This is a genomic window from Vermiculatibacterium agrestimuris (assembly GCF_943193085.1).
GTDB lineage: Bacteria > Bacillota > Clostridia > Oscillospirales > Oscillospiraceae > Vermiculatibacterium > Vermiculatibacterium agrestimuris.
Genome location: NZ_CALPCU010000006.1, coordinates 23,792 through 47,504, shown reverse-complemented (window position 1 = coordinate 47,504; position 23,713 = coordinate 23,792). Strand labels below are relative to the sequence as shown.

The following is a 23,713-nucleotide window of genomic DNA, read 5'->3' as shown; positions in this document are numbered from 1 at the left end:
TTCAAGGGACTTTCCCCCGCTTCGCCCTCCTTAGTTCTATCGATGTATTTTTCAAAATCCGCCGCTTTCCATCCGCCCCTTTAGGGTGGCGGCGGAGAGCTGAGAGAGATAAACCAGGCTTTCCCGCCCCTTGCCCTGACAGAGCACAAAGGATCTGGGAATATCCGCCGCGGCATTCACCACCCGGCCCTCCCGCTCCGCCCGCTCTAAAAAAGAGCGGGTCAGGTGGGACCAGGAGGCGTTGTCCAGATCAAATATCCCGATAATGTCCCGGTACGGCGTTACCACCGACTGGCCCAAATGGAGATACACGGCCTTCCCTCCTATCCATGAACCAGCGTCCCGCCCTTCACCTGGAACCGCTTGCCGTCCCGGGCCAGAGCCCCTGTCTCCTCACAGCAGGTGATGAGCACCTGTCCGCCGTCGATCCGCTCCAGGACAAAGGCTTGCCGTCGGTTGTCCAGCTCAGAGAGCACATCGTCCAGAAGCAGCACCGGCCACTCCCCTGTGTCCTCCTGGAACAGCTCCCGGCAGGCCAGCTTCAGGCTGAGGGCCGCCGTCCGGGTCTGGCCCTGAGAGGCAAACTGCCGGGCGGATTGGCCGTCGATCTCCACTGCCAGGTCGTCCTTGTGGGGGCCGGAGAGGCACTGGCGGGAATCCAGTTCCGCTCTTCTGTGGCTCTGTTGGTGCGCCAGAAGCTGCTCTAAGATGACTTTGGGAGACGCCTCCGGGTCGGTGACGGTGGATACCGTCTCATACCGCAGGGCCAGCTTCTCCCGGCCGCCGGAAAAGTCTGATTGGATGGGGGGCGTCAGGACGGAGAGCCGCTTGACGAAATGGGCCCGGTAGTGGATGAGATAGGCCCCCACCTGAACCATGCGCAGGTTGAAATCGTCCAAAGTGTCCAAAAGGGAGGGCTTTTCCTCCCAGTCCCGGAGTATGCGGGTCTTCTGCTCATAAAGCCGCTTGTACTCTCCCAGAGCCGCCGCGTACCGGGGCCGAAGCTGACAGATGGCGTCGTCCAAAAAGCGTCTGCGCGCCCCCGCGCCGTCCCGGATGAGGGACAGATCCTCCGGACAGAAGAGAATGGTGTTGAATACCTCCCCCAACTCCCCGGCGGTCTTCAGCTTTACTCCGTTGGAGAACAGCTGCCGCCGCTCCCCCCGGTGGATCCGGGCCTCCAGCGTAAAGTCCCGGCTGTGGGAGAAGACCTCCCCCTTCAAAAAGGCATGGTCTACGCCAAACTGGATCAGCTCCCTGTCGTACCGGGCCCGGTGGCTGCGGCAGGAGGAGAGGTAAGCCGCCGCCTCCAAAAGATTGGTCTTGCCCTGGGCGTTCTCCCCCCAGATCACGTTGACACTCGGTGAAAATGAGAGCTCGGCGTGGACATAGTTGCGGAAAAAGTCCAGCTCCAGACCTTTTAAGATCATATGACCACCAGCTCCAGGCCGGGAAGCGCCACCTGGTCGCCGGGCCGAAGCTTTTTGCCCCGCATGGTGCATACCTCTCCGTTGACCTTGACCTCGCCGGCCTGAATGGCCCCCTTGGCCTCGCCGCCAGTCTCGGTGACCCCGGCGAATTTCAAAAGGGCTTCCAGCTTGATAAATTCGGTGGTGATCTTCACTTCCGTCTTTTCCATACCGGCCGCCTTACTTGTCCCAGGAGGCGCTCATGCGGACGGGGAGCACCATAAAGAGATAGCTCTCCTCCCCCGCGGCATCTTCGGTGGGGACGATGATGCAGGGGGTGGACGGCGTGCCCATCAGCAGCTTTGCCTGCTCGGTGGGCACCGCCTTCAGCGCCTCCATAAGGAAGCGGTGGTTGAAGCCGATGTGCAAATCGTCGCCGCTGCCCTCCACAGGACATTGGTCGGAGGCGTTGCCGATGGCAGTGACCGAGGAGAGGTAGATCATGCCGTCGCCCACAATGCAGCGCAGGGGATTCTTCGTGTTCTCGTGGAGGATCAGGCTCACCCGGTCGATGGAGGTCATCAGCTGCTTAACATCCACCTTCAGGTTGATGGTGTTTTTCCAGGTGATGGATTGGCGGTAGTTGAGGAATTCTCCCTCCAGCCGGCGGGTCACCAGGAGGGTCGTCCCGATGCGGAAGAGCACATGGCGGGAGCCGGTGGTAATGGAGACCTCCTCCTCCCCGTCGCCGCAGATGCCCCGCACCTCACCCAGGGCCATGCCGGGCACCACGAAGGAGAAGTCCCGGCCGGGGGCCTCGGCCAGCTTTTCCCGGCGCAGCGCTAGCCGCTGTCCATCCACCGATACCACAGTCAGCAGATCCCCTGCCACCTCAAAGAGGGAGCCGGTGAGGATAGGCCGGGCGTCATTCTGAGACACGGCAAATAATGTTCGGTTGATCATATCGGACAGGGTGGCCCGGGGCAGCACCAGGGCGTTCTGAGGCTCCACGGCGGGAAGCTCGGGGAACTCCTCCGGATCAATGCCCTGGATATGGAACTCACTTACCCCGCACTGGATATGGACAGTAAGCCCATCGGTGGAGATGGTGACCATATCGTCAGGCAGCCGGCGGATGATATCGCCAAAAAGCCGGGCGGAGAGCACCAGCGTGCCCGACTCGGAGATGTCCGCGGGCACCACGGTGCGAATACCGGTCTCCAGATTGAAGCCGGTGAGTCGCAGCTCCTGATCCGCCTCCAGCAGGATCCCCTCCAGGGCGGGGATGGAGCTTTTTGGTGCGGTGGCCCGGGAGGATGTGGCGATAGCCGACTGTAAAAGCGCCTTTTCACAGGAAAATTTCATAAAGACCTCCGTTCTCCCTCTCCACAAAAGAGAAGAGATTTATTTTTGTCGTAGTCTTAGTAGTAGAGCAGAAAAATTGTGCATAATCGGTAAAACGCTTTGGGGGACAAGGGATGGAAATACACATTACAGGGTGTATTCACAGGGCGTTTTCCACCGAAAACCGGGGAGAAAAAAGTTATCCACGAAAGTTCTTGCACATTTCCACGAAAAAGTGTGGAAAAGAGGGCTTTTGAATAGGAGGGGCTTATTCGTATCTTGCGTTAATGTTGGCGTTGATGTCCTTGATGATCTCGCTCATTTCCGGGGAGTTTTTCACCAGGCCCTCCACCCGCTTGAGGGAGTGCATGACGGTGGTGTGATCCCGGCCGCCGAAGACCTGGCCGATCTCCGGCAGGGACAGGCTGGTCAGCCGGCGGGTCTCATACATGGCCACCTGCCGGGCCAGGACGATCTCCTTGGTACGGGTCTGGCCCTTGATGTCGGAGACGGAGATGTTGTAGAACTTTCCCACCTCTTCAATGATCACGTCGGCGGAGGGGAGGAATTCCGTTTTATCCTTGAACATGTCCCGCACCGCCCGGGTGACGGTCTCCGCGTCCACCTGGGCCCCCATCAGCTCCTGGAAGGCCAGGATCTTGTTCACGGTGCCCTCGATCTGCCGGACGTTGGCGGTGATATTGTCGGCAATATAGCTCAGCACCGGATCGGGCAGATCCATGCCCCGCTGGATGGCCTTGTTTTTGATAATGGCCACTCTTGTCTCATAGTCCGGCGGCTGCACGTCGATGGGCAGGCCCCACTCGAACCGGGTGCGCAGCCGGTCGTCCAGCCGCAGCATCTCTCTGGGGGGCCGGTCGGCGGTGAAAACGATCTGCCGCTGGGACTCGTAGAGGGAGTTGAAGGTGTGGAACATCTCCTCCTGGGAGGATTCCCGGCCGGCGATGAACTGCACGTCGTCCATCAAGAACACATCGCAGGAGCGGTACTTATCCCGGAATTCCTGGTTCTTTCCCTCCCGGATGGCGGCGACCAGCTCGTTGGTGAAGGCGTCGCCCTTGATGTAGACGATGCGGTAGTCGGGGTATTTGGCGTGGATGGCGTGGGCGATGGCATAGAGCAGATGGGTCTTGCCCAGGCCGGACTCGCCGTAGATAAACAGAGGGTTGTAGCCCTTTGGCTTGCCAGGCTCGTCCGCCACCGCCTGGGCCGCCGAATAGGCGAACTTGTTGGAGGAGCCCACCACGAAGGTGTCGAAGGTGTAGGCCTCCGTTCCCGGGAGAAAAGAGCCGTCTCCCTGCTTGGGCAGGGCGTCCTTCTCCCCCTCCGCCAGGACTGTCACGGAAAACTCGGCGGAGAACAGCTCCCGCAGGGCCTTCTGGATGTTGGGCAGGTAACGGGAGACGATGATATCCCGCTTGAAGGCGGTGGGGGTATAAAGGGTCAGCTTGTCGGCGGTGAAGGCCAGCGCCTCTGCGTCGTCAAACCAGGTGCTCAGCGTGGTGGAGGTCAGCTCCCCCTCCATCAGGGAGAGAACTTTTTTCCAAATATCAGGGGCGGAATTCATAGGGTCAGCCTCACTCATTTCTCTCTGGATTCTTATTTATAGTTAATCTACACTATTATAGCAAAAATCGCCGCCAAAGGCAACGGAGAAGGGCCCTGGAAATTAAAAATTTTCCACAATTTTTGTGGAAGTTGTGGAAATGAAAAAACAGGGGCACAAAATGTTGGGTCTTCCCGGAAAAGAGAGCGGGAAATCAGAAAAAAGAAGGTTGACAGGGCGATTCTTTATCCAGTATAATACCATTTGCGCCTTTGTAAACCAAAGGACTATCAATGACGACCGCGCCCGGTCTTTTTCCGGGCGTTGTGGTAGGCGGCCGCCCTGCAAGAGGGGCGCACCGCCAGACAGAATACAGGAGGTGTTCCAGCATGAAGCGTACCTATCAGCCCAAGAAACGCCAGCGCAGCAAGGTTCATGGCTTCCGCAAGCGGATGGCCACCGCCAACGGCCGCAAAGTTCTCTCCCGCCGCCGTCGCGCCGGTCGCTCCCGCCTGTCCTACTAAGGTGGGCGCTCAAATCAAATAGGGTGTTTTGTCTGGGGCGGTGGAGCTTTTTCTGCCGCCCCCGCGGTGCATAGGGACAATAAAAGGAGGTGGAACAGATGCGTCAGACCGTGTCCATGAAGGAAAACCATCTGTTTCGCCGGCTCTATGCCAAAGGGAAAAGCGGAGCGGGGGCCTGTCTGGCGGTGTACGTCCGCCGCAACGGGTCTGACCGCAACCGCCTGGGGCTCACGGTGGGCACTAAAGTGGGCAAGGCGGTGTGCCGCAACAAGGTGCGCCGCCGGATCCGGGAGGCGTACCGCATCCATGAGCACCAGATGGCCCCTGGATGGGACATCGTGGTGGTTGCCCGGGTAAGGGCCGCCTTTGCCCCCTACGCCCAGGTGGAGCGGGAACTGCTCCGGCTGCTGGACAAGCTGGGGGTGAGGCGGTCATGAAGGCCGTGCTGCTCGCCTGTATCCGCTTTTACCGCAAGTACATCTCGCCCGCCCGTCCCTCCTGCTGCCGTTTCATCCCCACCTGTTCTGCCTATGCCCTGGAGGCGGTGGAACGATATGGCGCGGTCAAGGGCGGGTACCTGACCCTGCGCCGGTTAATGAAGTGTCACCCCTTCCACCGGCAGAAGTCTGTGGAGTACGATCCCGTACCCTGACCAAAAAACGTGGAGGCAATAATGGATATTTGGTATACGCTCATGACGCCCTTCACCTGGCTGCTGCTGTTTTTCTATAGGTTCTTCAGCAGCTACGGCGTGGCGCTCATCCTCTTTGCCCTGGTGGTGAAGCTGATCCTGTTCCCCCTGTCCCTGAAGGGCAAGCGGAGCATGATCCAAATGAACATGCTCTCGGGAAAGATGCAGAAGCTGCAAAAGCAGTACGGCAAGGATCCCAACCGCTATAACGCGGAGGTGCAGAAGCTCTACGACAAGGAAGGGGTCAACCCCATGGGCGGCTGCCTGTGGTCTTTGCTGCCCCTGTTCATCCTCTTTCCCCTCTACGCCATCATCCGCCAGCCCATGAAGTACATGATGGGCATGACCTACCAGCAGATGGTGGAGGTGGGCAACAACGTCTTGAACTGGGCCAGCGCGGCCAGCCAGAATGGCTGGATCAGAGAGGCCGCCCAGCTGACGGAGGCGACGGTGAAGGCTGGCTACAACCAGCTGTATCTGGCCTCCCTCATCACCCCAGCCAACCTCTCCGCCGTCCAGGCCGCCGCCGGAGAGACTGCGGGCACCATTATGTCGGTGAACTTCGACTTCCTGGGCGTGTCTCTGGCCCAGGTGCCCCAGCTGAAGTTCTGGGCCAACGCCGGCGGTTTGCTGACAGGACTGGGCCTGCTGCTCATTCCCCTGGTCTCCGCCGGCACCAGCATCCTGTTCTCCGTCATCTCCACCCGCACCAACAACATGAACGGCGGCCAGCAGAACGAGCAGGCTCAGAAGACCAACCGGATGATGATGCTCGTCACCCCCCTGATGTCCCTGTGGATCGGCTTTTCCATGCCCGCGGCTCTGTCCATCTACTGGATCGCCAACAACATTCTGGGCCTTGTCCAGGAGCTTATCTGCGGCAAGCTTTTGAAGAAGGATTATGAGAAGGCCGCCGAGATGGCCCGCCAGCGGGAGCTGGAGGAGAAGGAAGAGGAGAAGCGGCTGCGCCGGGAGAAAGCGGAGCAGAAGGCCCGGGAGGCCGAAGAGGCCCGGAAGAACAAGGGTAAAAAGAAGGAAAAGACCGACGGTGAGGAGAAGATGACGCCCCAGCAGCGGGACGCCAGCCGGGTGGGGATGCGCCAATATGCCCGGGGCCGGGCTTACGACCCCGACCGCTTCGGCGGTGTGACCCCCTACCACGAGGATGTGGCCGCCCAGGTCATCCAGGCGGTGGAGCAGGCTGAGGAAGCGCCCCTGCCGGAGACCGCGGCCCCGGAGACCGAGGCTGCGCCCGTTGTGGAGGCGCCCGCCGTGGAAGAGACGCCGGCCCAGGAAGAGGTGTCCGCCCCGGAGGACGACCTGGTGGAGCGGCTGCAGGCGGAGGTAGACGCCGCCGTTGCCGACGACGACCAGGAGCCCAAGGAAGACTGACAAGTTCCCAGTGGGAAGGAGATAGTAACCATGATGAAGTTTATTGAGAGCACCGGCAAAAACGAGGAGGCGGCCATCGCCGCCGCCCTGCGTGAGCTGGGCCTTAGCCGGGATGAGGTCTCCGTAGAGGTGCTGGAGCTGGCAAAGCCTGGCTTTCTGGGCATCGGCGGCACCCCCGCCAAGGTGAAGGTGAGCTACGAGGCTCCCGATGAGGAGCCCGCCGTGGCTGTCCCCGCCGCCCCGGAGAGGGGCGATGACCCGGTGGATGAGGCTGTGGAGGAGGATGAGGCCCCCGCCCCCGTCATGGCCGCCGTGGCCGCCCCCGCCGGGGACGACAGGGCGGAGAAGATCGTCGACTTTCTCACCGGCCTTCTGGAGCGCATGGAGGTCAACGCCGTGCCCCAGGTGAGCGTGGACGAGGAGGGCAACTACCTGGTGGAGCTGGTGGGCGAGGGCCTGGGGGCCGTCATCGGCCGCCGGGGAGAGACCCTGGACGCCATCCAGCAGCTCACCGGTTACGCCGTGAACCACGGACAGCAGCGGCGCGTCCGCGTCCGGGTGGATGCGGAGGGCTACCGCTCCAAGCGGGAGGAGTCTCTGGAGCGCATGGCCCGCCGGGTGGCGGACAAGGTGGTGCGCTACCGCCGGAACATGACTCTGGAGCCCATGAACGCCTACGAGCGGCATGTGGTTCACACGGCACTGCAGGACTACCCCGGAGTTACCACCTACTCGGTGGGCGTGGAGCCGAACCGCCGCACAGTGGTGGCCTACAGCCAGGAGTAAAAACCGAAGAAAAAGGAAAAACGCCCCTCTGTGGATACACAGAGGGGTAGTTTTTTGCCGTTTTTAAGGGAGTGATCCGTTCAAGGTTACTGCCGGGCTTCGGCAAAATATTGGGCCAAGGTGGCGGCGGTGTTAAGCCAGTTTCTTTTGACCTGTGTTACTGCAAGCTCCAGATCTTTTTGCCGGAGGGCTTTCAGCAGTGCCTCGTGCTCTGTGACGGAATTGCCGCTGAGGGTAAAAAACAGATTTTCCAGCCGCAGGACATGGGCCAACAGTGTGTTGGAAAAGCTGCTTAAAAAGTCGTTGTCCGCAAGCTGAAAAAACACTTGATGAAACTGCTCGTCTGCGGCAAGCATCTTTTCTTGATCATGGGCCTGATGGGCCTGCGCCATCCGCTCGTTGGTCTGTTCAAGAGTGGAAAAGCATTCGGGAGTGAGCTTATCGTAGGCAAGACGTACAGCCAGGCCGTGAAGCTCCGCCATGATCAGATAGACCTCCTGAAGCTTGGCATGATCCACAGGGGCTACCCGGCTCTCCCGTCCGGGGAAGACCTCGATAAGATGCTGGTCGGCCAGAAGCTGAATGGCCTCCCGAACGGGAGTGCGGCTTACGCCAAAGTAGGCGGCGATCTCCATATCATTGATCTTCTATCAGCTTTGGCCCCTTCTGAGCTTTACTTTTCTGCAAGATAACAATCAGCCGCTTCCCCTAAGGGAAACGGCTGATTGTTTGTGTTGATACAATTTTGCCTTTTACCACCCGAAGAAGTTGAAGGGCCAGGAGCCATAGCTGTTGGAGGGCTGCTGCTGGGTGGGCTGCTGGGCCTGCTGATACTGGCTCTGAAGCTCCGCCATGGCGGCCTCCCGGGCCTGGTCGTCCTCGTCCAGCGTGAGGGTGAGATCTAGGTACGCGCCCTCCCGGAAGACGGTGAAGACCACTGTGTCCCCGGCCTTATAATTTTTCACCGCGGACTTGAGCTGATCGGGGGAAGTGACGGCGGCGCTGTCCACAGCGGTGACAATGTCGCCGACGCGCAGGTCGCTCCGCTCGGCGCAGGATCCCTCCAGCACGGCGGCGATATAGGCCCCGGCGGGGATGCCGTAGCGCTGGGTGGCCTCAGAGGACACGGGCTCCATCAGGATGCCCACATTAGGCTTGCCGGTGACATAGCCCTTCTCCATGATATCCTTGACCATGTCCTTGACATCGTTGATGGGGATGGCGAAGCCGATGCCCTCCACACTGGCAGAGGAACCGGAGGAGGAATACTTGGCGGTGGTGATGCCGATGACCTGGCCGAACATATTAAACAGCGGCCCGCCGGAGTTGCCGGAGTTGATGGCAGTGTCGGTCTGGAGCATATTCATGATCTCGCCGTTTTCCATGGTGATGGTGCGGTCTCTGGCGGAGACGGAGCCGGAGGTATAGGTGAACGTCAGCTCGCCCAGAGGGTTGCCGATGGCGCACACCTGCTCCCCCACCACCAGGTTGTCGGAGTCGCCCAGGATCACGGGGGTCAGGCCCTCGGCATCGATCTTCAGCACGGCCACATCGTTGGCCTCCTCGCCGCCCACCAGGGTGGCGTCGTAAGTGGTGCCGTCCACAAAGGCCACCTGAATGGCGGTGGCGCCGCTGATGACGTGATAGTTGGTGAGAATATAACCGTCCCGGCTAATGACGAAGCCGGAGCCCGCGGCGGCCCCCTTCACCCGCTGCCCCCAGTAGTTGGTGGTGACCAGCTCGGTGGTAATACCCACGGCGGAACCCACATTGGCGGCATAGACCTGGGCCCCGGACATGGGCTGATCGGTGGTGACATTGGACATGGATACCGCCACCGGGGGATGCTCGCCGGCATAGAGGATGGTGGAGCGCATGGGGATCACCTGGCCGGCGGCCACGCCGCCCACGCCGCCCAACAGGGCGCAGACAAGACACAAAGCGGCGATCTTCATGCCGCGGTGTTTCTTCTTTTTTGGGCTTTGGGGCGCCTGGCCGTCCACCCGAAAGCTGTCCACCGGGATAAAGTCCTCATCCCGCATACGGTTATAGTCATTATAGTACATATCTGTTCGCTCCTTTGGTGTAGGTTTCCCTTAGAACAGTCTATACGATACCTTGAAAATGTGTCCAAAAAATGAAGAAATATTGTGATTTCTTTGAATTATGATCCGCTAAGGATGGCCGCCGCGTCCCGGCAGGCCAGCTTGATATCGGCCATGGTGTTGTCCAGCACCCCGGAACGGCAGACGTCCAGAGCCACCAGGCACAATACGGGGCCCAGCACCATGCCCAGCACGCCCGCGGCCTTCATTCCCACATAGACGCTGACCAGGCTCAGGATGGGGGACAACCCCGTCTGGTCGCCCAACACCTTGGGCTCCGCCAGCCGCCGGAAAAGGGCCACCAGGCCCCACACCACCATGAGCCCCACGGCGTGGCGGAACTGTCCGGTGAGCAGATCCACCACCGCCCAGGGTACCATGGCCGTGCCGGAGCCGATGATGGGGATGAAATCCAGAACCGCCAGCGCCAGGGCCAGCAGCAGCGCGTAGGGCTGGTGGATGAGGAGAAAACCGCTCAGCAGGATAAAGAAGACGCCCACGGAGAGGATGAGCTCCGCCCGCACATAGCCGCCGAAGCCCGCGGAGGCGGCCCGCTTCACCAGGGAGAGGAAGGAGCGGGGGCCGCTGGGGAGCCGGTCGGCCAGGGAGGAGCGCAGCCGGGGGTAGTCGGCGGTGATGAAATAGGAGGCCATGATGAACACCACTGTGGCCACGGCAAAGGAGGGTACGGCCCTGGCCACCCCGGCCAGGGAGTCCATTGCGGCGGAGAGGAGGGTGGGGAGAACGGTCTCCAGCCACTGGAAGAATTGTCCCGCCAGACCCTCCGCGGTCTCCCGGGCCAGGCTGGGCAAATGATCCATCAGCCGGGAGAAGGTGTGACCCACTGCGTCGGTGGCCGCTTGGAGAGAGGCCACCAGCGCCTCCCAGTTCCCCGCCAGGGCCACCAGCTCCCGCGCCGCCCCCGCCGCCAGAGCCCAGAGAATGGCGGCCAGAAGGATGAAGACCAGCAGCAGAAGGAACAGGGACAAAAACCGCCGGGAGATGCCGAAATGCTCGTGGAGCCGCCGGACGGCGGGAGAGAGGAGCCAGGACATCAGAAGGGCCAGCAGAAAGGGGGCAAACAGGGAGATGAGCGGGGGGCCAAGGCGCACAAGGGCCCAAAGCCCCAGCAAAAGCAGGAGCAGTCGAAGGCCAAGCCGCAGCCAGAGGCGGCCCCGCTGGGGCCAGGTGAGCTCATTCATGGCAGTTCTCCTTTGTACATCAAAAGGGTTTGGATGGGAGTGGATATCAGATATTATAGTTGACGGCGGTGGAAAAGAAAGGCAGTTTTTGGCCTCCTACTCCCCTTCCGCCGTCATAGCGTCCAAAAAAGCGGCCAGGGCGGCGCGCTGGCGCGGACTGAGGCCCTCCAGCCTCCGCCGCAGAGCCTCGTCGGGGCCCTCTCCCATCTCCGGCACGTCGAAAAAGGCCCGCAGGGAGACCCCCAGGGACTCGCACACCAGGGCCAGGCTCTCCACCGAGATGCCCTTCTCCCCCAGCTCCACCGCCCGGAGAAAGCTCTGGGACAGGCCGCAGAGGTTGGCCAGACGGTTGGTGGTCCACCCCTTGGCCTCCCGGAGGGCTGAGATCCGTTTTCCTATCTCCATAAAAATACCTCGTCCGCTTTTTTCATTACCATAGCAAAAAGAAACGGCTGTGTTTACATTTATAAATATTTATGCTATATTTATAGAAATAAACAGAGAAAAGAGGGACGGCGATGGAAGAATGGGAGCGGCCTCTGGCCCAGGTGGAGGACGTGGCGGAGCTGAAGGAACGGTACCGGATCTTCAGCGACCAGACTCTGCTGCGCTGGATGGAGGCCGTGGTGGGGCCCCACCAGAAGGCCATGGAAGCGCTTTTGCGGGAGCGGGGCGCATTATAAATAGGGCATGGGCCGCCGGGGAAGCGCATAGATATGGATACAGCAAGGGAGGAGGGCTTGGAATGAAGTTCTTTCTGGTAAAACGAAGGATGGTAACGGCGGCCGCCTGCGTGCTGGCGGCGGTGGTGATGTTTACGGCGGTGAATTACCCGGCGGTGGTGGCCTCGGCCACTGACCGGCAGCTGCCCATCTACTGTGTGGAGCGGGATCAGAAAATGATCTCCATCTCCTTCGACGCCGCCTGGGGCAATGAGGATACCCAGCAGCTCATTGATATTTTGGGCAAGTATAACGTGAAGGCCACCTTTTTCGTGGTGGGGGAGTGGGTGGACAAATACCCGGAGTCGGTAAAGGCCCTCCACGACGCGGGCCATGAGGTGATGAACCACTCCAACCACCACGACCATCTCTCCCAGCTGGGCCGGGACGAGATCATCGCCGACTGCAACGCCTGCAATGACAAGATCGAGGCGGTGACCGGGGTGCGGCCCACCCTCATCCGTCCCCCCTACGGGGAGTATGACGACAATGTCATCACCTCCATCCGCGCCGCGGGAATGGAGCCCATCCAATGGGACGTGGACTCCCTGGACTGGAAGGATCTGTCCGCCGCGGAGATCACCAAGCGGGTGACGGGAAAGGTGCAGGCGGGCTCTATTGTGCTGTTCCACAATGCCGCCCTTCACACGCCGGAGGCGCTGCCCACCATTTTGGAGACCCTGCTGGGTCAGGGCTATACCTTCGTGCCCATTTCACAGCTCATATTGCCCGGGGAATACAATGTGGATTACACCATCGACCACACCGGGCGGCAGTGCTCGGCACAGTAAAGAAAACGCGGAAGGCAGACGCCTTCCGCGTTTCTTTTTCCGGCGGCACTCAGCGGTGCTCCAGGCCAAACTCCGCCCGCTTTTTCAAAAGCGTCCGCAGACTGATGCCCAGCTCCCGGGCGGCGGTGTGCAGGTCGGGCGTTTCAGAGAGCACAGCTTGCAGATAGGACGCCTCGAACTCCCGGAGGGCCTGGCGCAGTGGCGTGTGGCCCGGCGGACTCTGAGAGGACGGCGGAGTATGATCCAGCTCCTGATATTGGATGGACTGGGAGACCTGGCGGATACACTCCTCTACGCCCTCCGGGGTATCCCCCCAAAAGCACAGCTGCTGGGCGAAGTTTTCCACCTCGCGGACATTGCCCATCCAGTCCAGAGCCGTAAGCTGCGCCATCTGTGCCTGGGACAGGGAGATCTGATCCGGGTCTACGCCGTATTCCCTGGCATATTTCCTGATAAAATGGAGGATCAGCGGGGGAATGGCCTCCCGCCGCTCCCGAAGGGGCGGGATATGGATCCGGGAGACGCACAGCCGGTAATAGAGATCCTGGCGGAAGGCACCCTCCCGGATCATCTCCTGGGGATCCCGGCCGGCGGTGCTGATGACCCGGGCCTCGATCTTTCGGCTCTCCAGCGCGCCCAGGGGAATGATGGTCTGGTTCTGAAGGAAGTGGAGCAGCAGCACCTGATTTTCCAGGGACAGTCCGTCGACCTCATCGAAGAGGATGGTGCCGTGGTTGGCGGCCTCCAAAAGGCCGATCTTGCGCTTGTTGGAGGCGCCGGTGAAGGCGTTGGGCATGTATCCGAACAGCTCTGAGGCGAACAGTTCGGCGGGGATGGCGTTGCAGTCCACCCGGACGAAGGGCTCCCTGGTTTGTATCACCTCCGCCAGACGGCTCTTTCCCACCCCGGACTCCCCGTATATGAGGACGGAGACGTTGGAGGCCGCAAGAAAGCGGGCGGTGTTATAGACATGTATTCCGGCGGGGGAGCAGAGGATCAGGTCGCTGTCGGCAGGAGGTCTATATTCCATAGCGCTTCCTCTTTTTGGACAGCGTGGAGGCGTCGACGCCCAGCTCTGCCGCCGCCTGGGCGGCGGTGGCGCAGCGGGAGAGCGCCTCCTGGATCAGCTTGATCTCCAGCAGTTCCACCGACTGCTTCAGCGTGGCCGTGCCGGTATTCTGAATGACGGCGGCGGTCTCGTCAAAGGCCAGCTGCTGCATCTCCGGGGGGAGCTGGTCGGGGGTGATGGTGCTACGCTGGCACAGGGTGGTCAGGCTGTCAATACAGTGCTGCAGCTCTCGGACGTTTCCCGGCCAACTGTATTTATAAAATATCTGGATCACGTCGCTGGAGAGATATTTTTGGGTGTGCTTTTCCTTATTATAAAGGTTGAGGAAGTGGGTGGCCAGCAGGGGGATATCCTCCCGGCGGTTGCGCAGGGGCGGCAGGGTCAGCTCAATGGTGTTCAGCCGGTAGTAGAGATCCAGCCGGAATTTACGATCCCGCACCAGCTGCCTCAAATCCCGGTTGGTGGCACAGATGATACGGAAGTCCACCGGGATGGGCTCCACCGCGCCGATGGCCCGCACCTGCTTGTCCTGGATGACCTGGAGGAGCTTGGCCTGGAGATCCAGAGGCAGCTCGCCGATCTCGTCGAGGAAGAGGGTGCCGTTGTTGGCCAGCTGGATCAGGCCCTCCTTCCCCTGCCGGGAGGCGCCGGTGAAGGAGCCGGGGGTGTAGCCGAACAGCTCCGACTCAAACAGGGCGGGGGGAATGGTGGCCATGTTCACATGGATGAATTTCTCGTCCTTCCGGGGGCTGTTTTGGTGGATGAACCGGGCCAGCACGTCCTTGCCTGTGCCCGACTCCCCCGTCAGCATCACCGATACCGGGGCGCCCGCCAGGCGCAGGGCTTTGCCGTAGATGTCATACATCTGCTTGTCGGCAATGATGATATCGCTGCCCAGGCTCTGCTTGATCTGGAGGTTTTGCAGGTGGGTCTCCAGGGCCAGGATGTGGCTGTTGGACTGGGACAGCTGCTCCTGGGTCTGCATCAGCTCGCTGTAGTTGGTGATGGTGTAGACAATGTAGTCGATCTCCCCCTCCTCGTTTAGGATGGGGCGGGCGGTGGTGATGACATAGTCCACCGTGTGGTAGATGACCACCTCCGACAGGGGCTGCTTGGTCTCCATGACGATGTCGATCATAGTCCGGTCGTTGGGCAGCTCCACGTCTCCCCGCTGGGAGATCAGGCGCACATTCTGGCCGAAATATTTTCGCATGTCGAATTTGGCCAGCTGGCTGTAATACTTATTGGCCCAGATGATGATGCCTTCCCCATTGACGATGATGAGGCCGATTTCCAGCGCGTCGTAGATCCGGGCCACATCCCGCATCCGAATGTGCGGTATTTTGACCGGCATGTCCCCCACTCCCTTTTGTCTCCGCGCCCCTCCCTGCGGTCGGGTGAAGGGGCGGAGAATGGCATAAAATTGAAAAAAATCAATTTCAACTCAAAGATAACACAAATATTGAAAAAATGCAACAAAAATCCGGGCAGATTTTCAACCGCCGAAAACTTTGTGAAACAAAAAACGTTAAAAATTTATCGAGATTTTTCGCCCTTTACCGGCCGCGACCCCCTCCCGATTTTCAGAACATATCCTGTCTAAAAATTAACAAAATCCGGAGAGGAGGCGGCTTTTTTTCCCGATAGATGACCTGTTTTTGCGGGGCAGGGAAATTTTGGCGGTGCAGGTGTGTGCAAAAGAGGGGGAACTTTGCACATCGCCTCCCGTTTTGGCACATGATTTGCATTAAACATTGATGCACAGAAGTGCCTGTAAGGACACATTCTTTATTATTTAAGGAGGAAGAGAGATGGACAACAAGTATTTCCTGACGGAAGAAGAACTGATGATCCGGGACATGGCGCGCAAGTTTGCCGACGAGGTGGTCGCCCCCACGGTGACCGATCTGGATCGCAAGCACCTTTTCCCTGAGGATCAGATCAAGCAGTTGGGCGAGATGGGCTTCCTGGGCGCCGAGGTGCCCGAGGAGTACGGCGGCGCGGGCCTGAACTGCCTGAGCCATATTCTGATCATGGAGGAGCTGGCCCGCCATTCTTCCTCTCTGGCCTCTATTATCGACGCCCATGCCGGCCTGGGCACCCAGCCCCTGCTGAAGGCCGGTACCGAGGAGCAGAAGCAGAAGTATCTGGTTCCGGCCGCCTCCGGAGAGACCCTGTGCGCCTTCGCCCTGACCGAGCCCCAGTCCGGCTCTGATTCCGGCGGAACCAAGACCAGCGCCGTTTTGGATGAGAAGACCAACGAGTGGGTCATCAACGGCACCAAGGCCTTTATCACCAACATCGGCTACGCCAAGACCTTCCTGGTGGCCTGCAAGACCGACCTGGAGGCCAAGGGCAGCCGCGGCATCAGCATCATCATTGTGGAGGAGGGCACCCCCGGCTTCACCATCGGCAAGCCCGAGGAGAAGATGAGCAACCACAGCTCCTACAGCGGCGAGCTGTCCTTCCAGGACTGCCGGGTGCCCAAGGAGAATCTGGTGGGCGAGCTCAACCGGGGCTTCCCCCTGATGATGTCCTGCGTGGACGAGGGCCGTCTGGCCATCTCCGCCGTTGCCATCGGCATGGCCCAGGGCGTGTTGGAGCGGGCCACCCGCTACTCCAAGCAGCGCGTGGCCTTCGGCAACCCCATCTGCACCTATCAGGGCATCTCCTTCAAGCTGGCTGAGATGGCCGCCGATATTGAGGCCTGCCGCATGATGCTCTACAATGTGTGCCGCATGAAGGAGGCCGGCCTGCCCTTCGCCACCGAGGCCACCATGGTGAAGATGCTCTCCTCCGAGATGTGTGTGAACGTCTGCGACAAGGGCGTTCAGATCCTGGGCGGCTACGGCCTGTGCGAGGAGTACGAGGTGGAGCGGTTCTACCGGGACGCCAAGCTGCTCACCATCGGCGAGGGCACCTCTGAGATCTGCCGCATGATCGTCAGCGGCAGCGTCCTCAAGCAGTACGACTAACGGATACTTAGAATTAGGAGGAAAAGCTGTATGGGACGTACATTCCGTTATCTCTCTGAGTTCACTGTGGGCGAGAAGTTCACCACCCTGAGCCAGACCGTCACCGAGACTGACGTGATCCTCTTTGCCGGCATCACCGGCGATAAAAACCCCATCCACACCGACAAGACCTATGCGGAGAAGCTGCCCTTCGGCACCCGCATTGCCCACGGCCTGCTGGGCGCGGGCATCGCCACCGGCCTGTGGGGCCGCATGGGCATGGTGGACGGCTCCGCCATCGCCGCCCTGGATACCTACTGGAAGTTCGTGGGCGCCATCCCCATCGGCGACACCATCCACTGCGAGATCACCGTCAAGGACATCAAGCGCTCCGAGAAGAAGCCCGACCGGGGCGTGCTGAACCTGGAGTACGCCATCATCAACCAGGACGGCAAGGTCTGCCAAACCGGCTACATGAACACCATGCTCAAGTGGGAGGAGTAAGCTCCCCTGTTCCCGCATCTGTACACGAATATCATCAGAGGTAGATCTGAAACGACAGGAAAGGGAGGTTATTGATTATGTATTATAAACACCGCCGCTATGAGGATAAGGTCTGCGTGGTCACCGGCGCCGCCAACGGCCTGGGCCTGAGCCTGGTCACCCGGCTGCTGGAGGAGGGGGCCTACGTGGGCGCGCTGGATCTGGAGGAGGATACCCTCCAAAAGGAGTTCGGCGACAAGACCGACCGGGTTCTCGCCGTCCATGTGGATGTGGCCAACAAGGCCAGCGTGGATACCGCCATCAATGCCGTTATCGAGCGCTTCGGCCACATCGACGTGCTCTTCAACAACGCCGGCATCATCGGCCGCCAGTCCCTGCTGGACAGCACCGAGGAGCAGTGGCGCCGGGTCATCGACGTGAACCTGAACGGCACCTTCTTCTGCGCCCAGGCCGTGCTGCGCCACATGGTGGATAAGGGCATCAAGGGCGTGGTGGTCAACACCAGCTCTGTGGCCTCTCAGATCGTCTCTCCCAAGACCGGCGCATACAGCGCCAGTAAGGGCGGCGTGACCATGTTCACCAAGTTTGCCGCCCTGGAGATGGCGCAGTATGGTATCCGGGTGTGCGCCTACGGCCCCGGCACCAGCGTCACCCGCATCACCGACGGCACCCGCAACGATCCCGAGCGCTGTGCCATGTTCCTGCGCAATATCCCCATGGGGCGCTTCGGCGAGCCGGAGGAGGCCACCTCCGTGGCCCTGTTCCTGGGCTCTGACGAGGCCTCCTACTGCACCGGCCAGACCTGGATCGAGGACGGCGGCAACACTCTGTTCTAAGCCGCGCTTCAGAGAACAAATCACCTCACCAAAAGGAGGCTAATCTATGGATTGGCGTGAAGTTTATAAGGACAAGATCGTCTCTGCCGCCGAGGCGGTCAGCCACATCAAGTCCGGCGACAAGATCATTTACGGCGATTGGCTGGGCGAGCCCCCCGCCCTGGTGGCCGCCCTCATCGAGCGGGCGCCCAAGGAGCTGAGGAACGTGGAGATCGTCCACGGCATCAGCCCCGGGCCCAACGCCGACACCGACCCCGCCTACGAGGGCATTTTCCACCACACCGCCGTGTTCCTGGGCGTGCTCAGCCGCCCCGGCTATTACAGCGGCAAGGTGGAGTACATCGGCGGCAGCAACTTCCACGAGTGGCCCCAGATGTTTGGCGAGTCCAAAGTGCTCAATCCCCACTGGGCCCTTGTCCAGGTCTCTGAGCCTGACGAGAACGGCCTGTGCAGCTACGGCGTGGATTGTTCCTTCACCGAGCCGGCCGTGCGCACCGCCGCCCCCGGCCAGGTCATCGTTCAGATCAACCCCCGCTATCCCAAGGTGGGCGGCTGCAAGCTGGATCTGAAGGACGCCGATTATATCGTCTACCAGGACTCCCCCCTCTACACCATCGGCCGGGCCGTCATCGACGAGAAGATCCAGAAGATCGCCGATTACTGCTCCTCCCTGGTGGAGGACGGCGCTACCCTCCAGCTGGGCATCGGCGCCCTGCCTGACGCCATCGCCCGGAACCTGATGGACAAGAAGGATCTGGGCATCCACTCCGAGACCTTTACCGAGGCCATGATGGAGCTGATCCAGGCGGGCGTGGTCACCAACAAGTGCAAGACCCTCCATCCCGGCAAGTGCGTTTTCGCCCAGCTGGCCGGCTCCGAGGAGCTTTACAAGTTCGCCGACGGCAACCCCATGTTCGAGACCTATCCCGTGGACTTTGTCAACGATCCCATGGTCATCTGCCAGAACTACAAGCAGACCTCCATCAACGCCTGCCTCCAGGTGGATCTGAAGGGCCAGGTGAACTCCGAGACGGTGAAGGGCAAGCAGTTCAGCGGCATCGGCGGGCAGCTCGACCACGTCCGCGGCGCCCAGATGAGCAAGGGCGGCAAGTCCATTATCGCCCTGAAGTCCACCGCCAAGGGGGATACCATTTCTCAGATCGTGCCCTTTATGGAGCCGGGCAACGTGGTCACCGTGTCCCGTTACGACTCCCAGTACATCGTCACCGAGTACGGCATCGCCGACCTGAAGCACAAGACCGAGCGGGAGCGGGCTGAGGCCCTGATCGCCATCGCCCACCCCAAGTTCCGGGATGAACTGACCCAGAAGGCCATTGAGATGGGCCTGATCCACTGAGAGTAAGGAAGATATCATGAAAAAAGAGAAGAATCGCTGGCTTGTTTTGTTGTGTATCTGCTGCAACACCTTCTGCCTGGGCGGCGTGTACGCCTGGAGCGCCTTTTCCGGCGAGCTGGCCGTCCAGATGGGCTGTGAATACAGCCAGGTGACCGTGGCCTACTCCGTCATGCTGATGACTATTGCGGCCATGGGCCTTGTGGGCGGCATGCTCTTGCAGAAGTATGGCGCCAAGAAACTCATCCGTCTGGCCGGCATCATGTGGGGCCTGGGCTGGCTGCTCACCGGCTTCGCCCAGAACCTGGTGATGCTCTACGCCACCTTTGGCCTGCTGGCAGGCTGCGCCTCCGGCTTTGGCTACACCCCCGGCGTGGTCACCGCCGTGAGCTGGTTCCCTGACAAAAAGGGCTTCGCCTCCGGCATGGCCGTGGGCGTGTGCGGCATGGCCTCCCTTGTCGTGGCCCCCCTGGCCAACGCCCTGCTGACCAAGTTCGACGCCCTTACCGCTTTCAAGATCGTGGGCGGCATCTTCCTGGTGGTCTCCCTGGCCACCTCCTGGTACATCGACTCTCCCGCGCCCGGCTGGGTGCCGGAGGGCTACACCCCCAGCGCCGCCGCCCCGGCGGCCACCGAGGGCAAGACCTGGCGGGAGATACTCCACGATCCCCGGGCCTACCTGCTGTGGGCTACCATGCTCTTCGCTTCCGTAGCCGGCCTGACCCTCATCGGACACGCCTCCAAGATCGGCCAGGAGGTGGCGGGCATTACCGCCGCCCAGGCCGCTATGCTGGTGGGCATTATGGCCGTGGGCAACTTCGGCGGCCGGTTGGCCATGGGATCTTTGTCTGACGTGATCGGCCGGCACACCATCATCATGGGCGTGATGGTGCTGTGCGCGGTGGACATGGTCTTCCTGGCCAACACCAATTCCTTCATTAGCTTCGTCATCGCCATCGTCATCGCCGGCGCCTGCTTCGGCGGCGTGCTGGCCACCTTCTCGGCCCTGAGCTCCGATACCTTTGGGCCCAAGTACAATGGCATCAACTACAGCATCATCTTCACCGGCTACGGCATCGCCTCCATCGTGGGGCCCAACGTGGCCACCTCCATCCGGAACTCCAGCGGGAGCTATTCCGGAGCCTTCATTTTTGCTGCCGTGTGCAGCCTTCTGGCCGCTTTCCTGTGTTTCCTGGCCAAGAGACTGGACAAGAAAGCAATATAACGTTTCAGAGATTCATTAGAGAGACGCCACAACCGAAAGAGAGAAAACCAAACAAACAAGGAGGAAACAAACATGCTTAGTATCCTGGCAATCGTCCTTCCCTTGGCACTTCTGGTGCTGCTGATTTGGAAGCGGGTCAACATCGCGGTCTCCGCCCTGGTCTGTACCGGCCTGATGGCCGCCCTGTCCGGCCTGAACGTGTATACCTGCCTGACCACCGATTACATGGAAGCCTTCGTGGGCTATATCCGCAGCTACTGGCCCTTGATCTTCCTGGGCGCCAGCTTCGGCAAGGCCATGCAGCTGGGCGGCGGCGCTGAGGATCTGGCCAACATGCTCACCGCCAAGCTGGGCACCAAGTACACTGTGCCCCTTTTGTGCCTGGTCACCCTGATCCTGGGCTACGGCGGCGTGAGCTGCTACGTCATCGTGTTCGTCATGTACCCCATCTGCCTGAACATGTTCAAGAAGGCCGACCTGCCCCGCAAGATGATCCCCGGTATCGTGGCCGCGGGCTGCTTTACCGCCGTCAACCTGGGCCCGGGCGCTCCCTCTGTGGTCAATAACATTCCCGTGAAGTACCTGGGCACCTCCCCCACCATCCTGCCTGTCTACTCCGCCATTATCGCCGCCTTCTTCTTCCTCATCTCCACCGCTTACATGATGTGGGAAGAGAAGCGGGCCCGCAAGAACGGCTGGGGCTTCGACGCTGACGAGGCCACCCTGAAGATGATGGCTGAGTACGAGGCCAAGGAGCACGGCAACGGCGCTATCGCCCTGATCCCCCTGTGCATCGTGGTCATCCCCCTGTTCTTCGGCATCGACGTGCTCTACACCCTGCTGGCCGGCTGGGTCTCTGTGGCCGTGCTCTACTGGAAAAAGATCGACAACAAGGTGGAGATCCTCAACTGCGGCGTGGCCGACGCCATGGGCGCTATCGTGGCCACCTCCGCTGTGGTGGGCTTCGGCGGCGTGGCCAAGCTGACTGCCGGCTATGAGACCATCGTGGGCATCGCCACCGGCATGGGCGGCAACCCCCTCATCTCCTTCTCCATCGCCACCTCCCTGCTGGCCGGCGCCTGCGGCTCCGGTTCCGGCGGTCTGACCCTGGCTCTGGACACCCTGGCTCCCAAGTACCTGGAGATGGGCGTCAACCCCGGCGTGCTCCACAAGATCGCCTCTGCCGCCTGCATCACCCTGGACTCCCTGCCCCACAACGGCGTCATGGTCACTGTGCTGGCCTGCTGCGGCCTGACCCATAAGGAAGGCTACCGCTACCTGGGCTTTATCACCGTTGGCCTGGCCATCGTGACCCTGATCTTCGCGATCATCCTGGCCTCCATTATGTACCCGATCGGAGTCTAAACAGCGGGATCACCTGCAAAAAACGAGTCGCTGAACGTTAAAAACATCTAAGGGCTCTGCCGGAAGAGAGTAACTGTCAAAGGAGCTCGATTTTGGCAGGGCCCTTACTATTTTACGCGTTTACGCGCTTTGCGCGCCGCGGTATGTATCATTTCAAAGGCGGCGATGACCCTTTGGGCTCGCCATATGGGAGTTTGCGTATGAAAGGCTTAAAAGAAGAGCGGTTGGCGCAGCTGGAAGAGCTTTACCCAACCTGGGAGAAAAAGACAGTCTGGAATTTCTTTTTGGCGACGGCGAAGCGGGTCCCCGACCAGGACTTCATCGTAACGCAGGACGAGGGAACCTACACCTACGAGCAGACCCGCCAGGAGACCCTCCGGGTGGCCCGGGCGCTGGTGGCCCTGGGTGTGCGTCCGGGGGATCACGTGGCCGTTCAGATCGGCAACTCGCCTATCGAGGTGTTTATCGCCCTGGCCCTCTCCGCCGTCCGGGCGGTGAAGGTGGCGGTGAATGCGGCCCTGGGCCCCAAGGAGCTGGGGTATATCCTGAGCCAGTCCCGGTCCCGGTTTTTCCTGGCGGGGCGCCCTGTTAAGCGCTCTGGAGTGGAGACTGCGCTGGAGGGTGTGGTGGCCCTGCCGGGGATCGGCTGTGAGACCGACATCCCCGTGACGGCCTGGGCGGATTTTCTCTCCGCCGGGGCGGGCGCACAGCTGCCGGAGAGCCAGGGAGAGCAGTACGCCGACGAGATCTGCGACATCATCTATACCTCCGGCAGCACCAGCGCCCCCAAGGGGGTGCTGCTGACCCACGATATGCTGATGCGCAGCGCCTTTGCCAGCTGCATCAACCGGGGCTTTGAGCGGGGCCGCCGGGTGTTCGTCCCCCTGCCCATGATCCACTGCTATGGCTATGTGGAGGGGCTGCTGGCCTGCATCCTGGTGGGCGGCGCGGTGCTGTTCCACAGCGGAAAATTCCGGGCCCAGCCCGCCCTGCAATTTATGCTCCAAAGCGGGGCCAACGACATCCTCAGTGTCCCGTCCCAGATGATGGCTATTATCCATTACTTGGAGGAAAACCCCATGGAGCTGCCCCAGCTCCATGCTGTCTACTGCTCTGCCGCCGTCTGTCCCGCCTGGGTCTGGCCCGGGATCCGGGAGGCGCTGAAGATCTCCGACCTCATTACCGGCTACGGCATGAGCGAGGTCTGCGGCGCGTCCATGCAGACCCGGCCCACGGACAGCGACGACATTCTCCGCAGCCGGGTGGGCCGCCTTCTCCAGGGCGGCTGCGCCGGAGCGCCTGAATACGGCGGATGTCAGCTGGAATACCAGGTCACCGACCAGCAGACCGGCTTGCCCTGTAAGCCGGGAGAACCGGGAGAGCTGTGGTGCCGGGGCCTGGTGGTCACCAAGGGCTATTATGAGCGGCCTGAGATCAATGCCAGGGCCTTCACCCCCGACGGCTGGTTCCGCACGGGGGACTGCGGCTATTTCGACAGCGAGGGCTACCTTGTCCTGTGCGGCCGGGTGGACGACATGTACAAGATCAACGGCGAGAATGTCTCCCCCAAGTTTTTGGAGGATGTGATGGGCAACTGCCCCCTGGTGAACAATGCGGAGGTGGTGGGCATCCGGGACGACCGCCACGGCTATGTGGGCACCGCCTTTATCCAGCTCCACGAGGACACCCCGGAGCACCGCGCCGGGGTGGAGGAATACTGCCGGGAGCATCTGGCCCGGTTCCAGGTGCCCAAGTATTTCGTCTATTTGAAGGAGGGGGAATGGCCCTGCACCTCCACGGGGAAGATCCAGAAATTCCGCCTGCGGCAGATGGCAGAAGAGATGTTCGGCGTACCGCAGTAACGGGGGGACAG

General features: G+C 60.9%; 25 protein-coding genes. 14 read left to right on the top strand and 11 right to left on the bottom strand.

Going from position 1 to position 23,713, the window contains the following annotated elements:
• Window positions 1-51: 51 nt before the first annotated feature.
• The 5 genes from remB to dnaA all read right to left on the bottom strand — a co-directional run bounded on the left by remB (window position 52) and on the right by dnaA (window position 4,341).
• Window positions 52-312, bottom strand: coding sequence for an extracellular matrix regulator RemB (remB, locus tag NFR87_RS03265; protein ID WP_251446287.1), 261 nt, complete (start codon window positions 310-312; stop codon window positions 52-54).
• Between the two features lie 11 nt (window positions 313-323).
• Window positions 324-1,430, bottom strand: a complete 1,107-nt coding sequence (gene recF / locus NFR87_RS03260; protein WP_251446284.1) for a DNA replication/repair protein RecF — start codon at window positions 1,428-1,430, stop codon at window positions 324-326.
• Window positions 1,427-1,639 carry an RNA-binding S4 domain-containing protein gene (locus NFR87_RS03255; protein WP_251446281.1) on the bottom strand — a complete coding sequence of 71 codons (213 nt, stop codon included), beginning with the start codon at window positions 1,637-1,639 and terminating at the stop codon, window positions 1,427-1,429. The genes recF and NFR87_RS03255 overlap by 4 nt, the downstream gene beginning before the upstream one ends.
• A gap of 10 nt (window positions 1,640-1,649) precedes the next feature.
• Window positions 1,650-2,774 (bottom strand): DNA polymerase III subunit beta, encoded by a 1,125-nt coding sequence (dnaN, locus tag NFR87_RS03250; RefSeq protein ID WP_251446278.1) that lies wholly within the window; start codon window positions 2,772-2,774, stop codon window positions 1,650-1,652.
• 247 nt (window positions 2,775-3,021) lie between these two features.
• On the bottom strand, window positions 3,022-4,341 hold the full coding sequence (dnaA, locus tag NFR87_RS03245; protein ID WP_251446275.1) for a chromosomal replication initiator protein DnaA: 1,320 nt from the start codon (window positions 4,339-4,341) through the stop codon (window positions 3,022-3,024).
• A gap of 368 nt (window positions 4,342-4,709) precedes the next feature.
• Here dnaA and rpmH point away from each other — a divergent pair, with 368 nt between their 5' ends.
• The 5 genes from rpmH to jag all read left to right on the top strand — a co-directional run bounded on the left by rpmH (window position 4,710) and on the right by jag (window position 7,713).
• Window positions 4,710-4,844, top strand: coding sequence for a 50S ribosomal protein L34 (gene rpmH / locus NFR87_RS03240; protein WP_251446272.1), 135 nt, complete (start codon window positions 4,710-4,712; stop codon window positions 4,842-4,844).
• 98 nt (window positions 4,845-4,942) lie between these two features.
• Complete coding sequence (gene rnpA / locus NFR87_RS03235) at window positions 4,943-5,281, top strand: ribonuclease P protein component (RefSeq protein WP_251446269.1); 339 nt, start codon at window positions 4,943-4,945, stop codon at window positions 5,279-5,281.
• Window positions 5,278-5,496, top strand: a complete 219-nt coding sequence (gene yidD / locus NFR87_RS03230; protein ID WP_251446266.1) for a membrane protein insertion efficiency factor YidD — start codon at window positions 5,278-5,280, stop codon at window positions 5,494-5,496. Before rnpA ends, yidD begins: the two co-directional genes overlap by 4 nt.
• 21 nt (window positions 5,497-5,517) lie before the next feature.
• A complete protein-coding gene (locus tag NFR87_RS03225; protein WP_251446263.1) occupies window positions 5,518-6,927 on the top strand; it encodes a YidC/Oxa1 family membrane protein insertase in 1,410 nt (469 codons plus the stop codon).
• A 30-nt stretch (window positions 6,928-6,957) separates the two neighbouring features.
• Complete coding sequence (jag, locus tag NFR87_RS03220) at window positions 6,958-7,713, top strand: RNA-binding cell elongation regulator Jag/EloR (RefSeq protein ID WP_251446260.1); 756 nt, start codon at window positions 6,958-6,960, stop codon at window positions 7,711-7,713.
• 86 nt (window positions 7,714-7,799) lie between these two features.
• Here jag and NFR87_RS03215 read toward each other — a convergent pair whose 3' ends face one another.
• The 4 genes from NFR87_RS03215 to NFR87_RS03200 all read right to left on the bottom strand — a co-directional run bounded on the left by NFR87_RS03215 (window position 7,800) and on the right by NFR87_RS03200 (window position 11,425).
• Window positions 7,800-8,348 (bottom strand): GntR family transcriptional regulator, encoded by a 549-nt coding sequence (locus NFR87_RS03215; protein ID WP_251446257.1) that lies wholly within the window; start codon window positions 8,346-8,348, stop codon window positions 7,800-7,802.
• A gap of 117 nt (window positions 8,349-8,465) precedes the next feature.
• A complete protein-coding gene (locus NFR87_RS03210; RefSeq protein ID WP_251446254.1) occupies window positions 8,466-9,779 on the bottom strand; it encodes a S1C family serine protease in 1,314 nt (437 codons plus the stop codon).
• A gap of 98 nt (window positions 9,780-9,877) precedes the next feature.
• Window positions 9,878-11,020: a sporulation integral membrane protein YtvI gene (gene ytvI, locus NFR87_RS03205; protein WP_251446251.1), complete on the bottom strand. Its 1,143-nt coding sequence runs from the start codon at window positions 11,018-11,020 to the stop codon at window positions 9,878-9,880.
• A gap of 96 nt (window positions 11,021-11,116) precedes the next feature.
• On the bottom strand, window positions 11,117-11,425 hold the full coding sequence (locus NFR87_RS03200) for a helix-turn-helix domain-containing protein (protein WP_251446248.1): 309 nt from the start codon (window positions 11,423-11,425) through the stop codon (window positions 11,117-11,119).
• A 113-nt stretch (window positions 11,426-11,538) separates the two neighbouring features.
• On the opposite strand from NFR87_RS03200, the gene NFR87_RS03195 reads away from it, so the two are divergent.
• Together NFR87_RS03195 and NFR87_RS03190 are read left to right on the top strand one after the other, a co-directional pair.
• Entirely contained in the window at window positions 11,539-11,703 is a 165-nt protein-coding gene (locus NFR87_RS03195; protein WP_251446245.1) for a hypothetical protein, read from the top strand.
• A gap of 62 nt (window positions 11,704-11,765) precedes the next feature.
• Window positions 11,766-12,533, top strand: coding sequence for a polysaccharide deacetylase family protein (locus NFR87_RS03190; protein WP_251446242.1), 768 nt, complete (start codon window positions 11,766-11,768; stop codon window positions 12,531-12,533).
• 49 nt (window positions 12,534-12,582) lie between these two features.
• On the opposite strand, the gene NFR87_RS03185 is transcribed toward NFR87_RS03190, so the two are convergent.
• A complete protein-coding gene (locus tag NFR87_RS03185) occupies window positions 12,583-13,563 on the bottom strand; it encodes a sigma 54-interacting transcriptional regulator (RefSeq protein ID WP_251446239.1) in 981 nt (326 codons plus the stop codon).
• Window positions 13,553-14,956 carry a sigma-54 interaction domain-containing protein gene (locus NFR87_RS03180; protein ID WP_251446236.1) on the bottom strand — a complete coding sequence of 468 codons (1,404 nt, stop codon included), beginning with the start codon at window positions 14,954-14,956 and terminating at the stop codon, window positions 13,553-13,555. Before NFR87_RS03180 ends, NFR87_RS03185 begins: the two co-directional genes overlap by 11 nt.
• A gap of 457 nt (window positions 14,957-15,413) precedes the next feature.
• Here NFR87_RS03180 and NFR87_RS03175 point away from each other — a divergent pair, with 457 nt between their 5' ends.
• From NFR87_RS03175 to NFR87_RS03145, 7 genes are all read left to right on the top strand, one after another.
• Window positions 15,414-16,577, top strand: coding sequence for an acyl-CoA dehydrogenase family protein (locus NFR87_RS03175; RefSeq protein ID WP_251446233.1), 1,164 nt, complete (start codon window positions 15,414-15,416; stop codon window positions 16,575-16,577).
• A gap of 30 nt (window positions 16,578-16,607) precedes the next feature.
• Complete coding sequence (locus tag NFR87_RS03170) at window positions 16,608-17,060, top strand: MaoC/PaaZ C-terminal domain-containing protein (protein ID WP_251446230.1); 453 nt, start codon at window positions 16,608-16,610, stop codon at window positions 17,058-17,060.
• Between the two features lie 77 nt (window positions 17,061-17,137).
• Window positions 17,138-17,896: an SDR family NAD(P)-dependent oxidoreductase gene (locus NFR87_RS03165; protein WP_251446227.1), complete on the top strand. Its 759-nt coding sequence runs from the start codon at window positions 17,138-17,140 to the stop codon at window positions 17,894-17,896.
• A gap of 46 nt (window positions 17,897-17,942) precedes the next feature.
• Entirely contained in the window at window positions 17,943-19,253 is a 1,311-nt protein-coding gene (locus NFR87_RS03160) for an acetyl-CoA hydrolase/transferase family protein (RefSeq protein WP_251446224.1), read from the top strand.
• A 16-nt stretch (window positions 19,254-19,269) separates the two neighbouring features.
• A complete protein-coding gene (locus NFR87_RS03155; protein WP_251446221.1) occupies window positions 19,270-20,475 on the top strand; it encodes an L-lactate MFS transporter in 1,206 nt (401 codons plus the stop codon).
• Window positions 20,476-20,547: 72 nt separating this feature from the next.
• Window positions 20,548-21,840, top strand: coding sequence for a GntP family permease (locus tag NFR87_RS03150; protein ID WP_251446219.1), 1,293 nt, complete (start codon window positions 20,548-20,550; stop codon window positions 21,838-21,840).
• A gap of 200 nt (window positions 21,841-22,040) precedes the next feature.
• Window positions 22,041-23,702 carry a class I adenylate-forming enzyme family protein gene (locus NFR87_RS03145; RefSeq protein ID WP_251446216.1) on the top strand — a complete coding sequence of 554 codons (1,662 nt, stop codon included), beginning with the start codon at window positions 22,041-22,043 and terminating at the stop codon, window positions 23,700-23,702.
• Window positions 23,703-23,713: the final 11 nt, after the last annotated feature.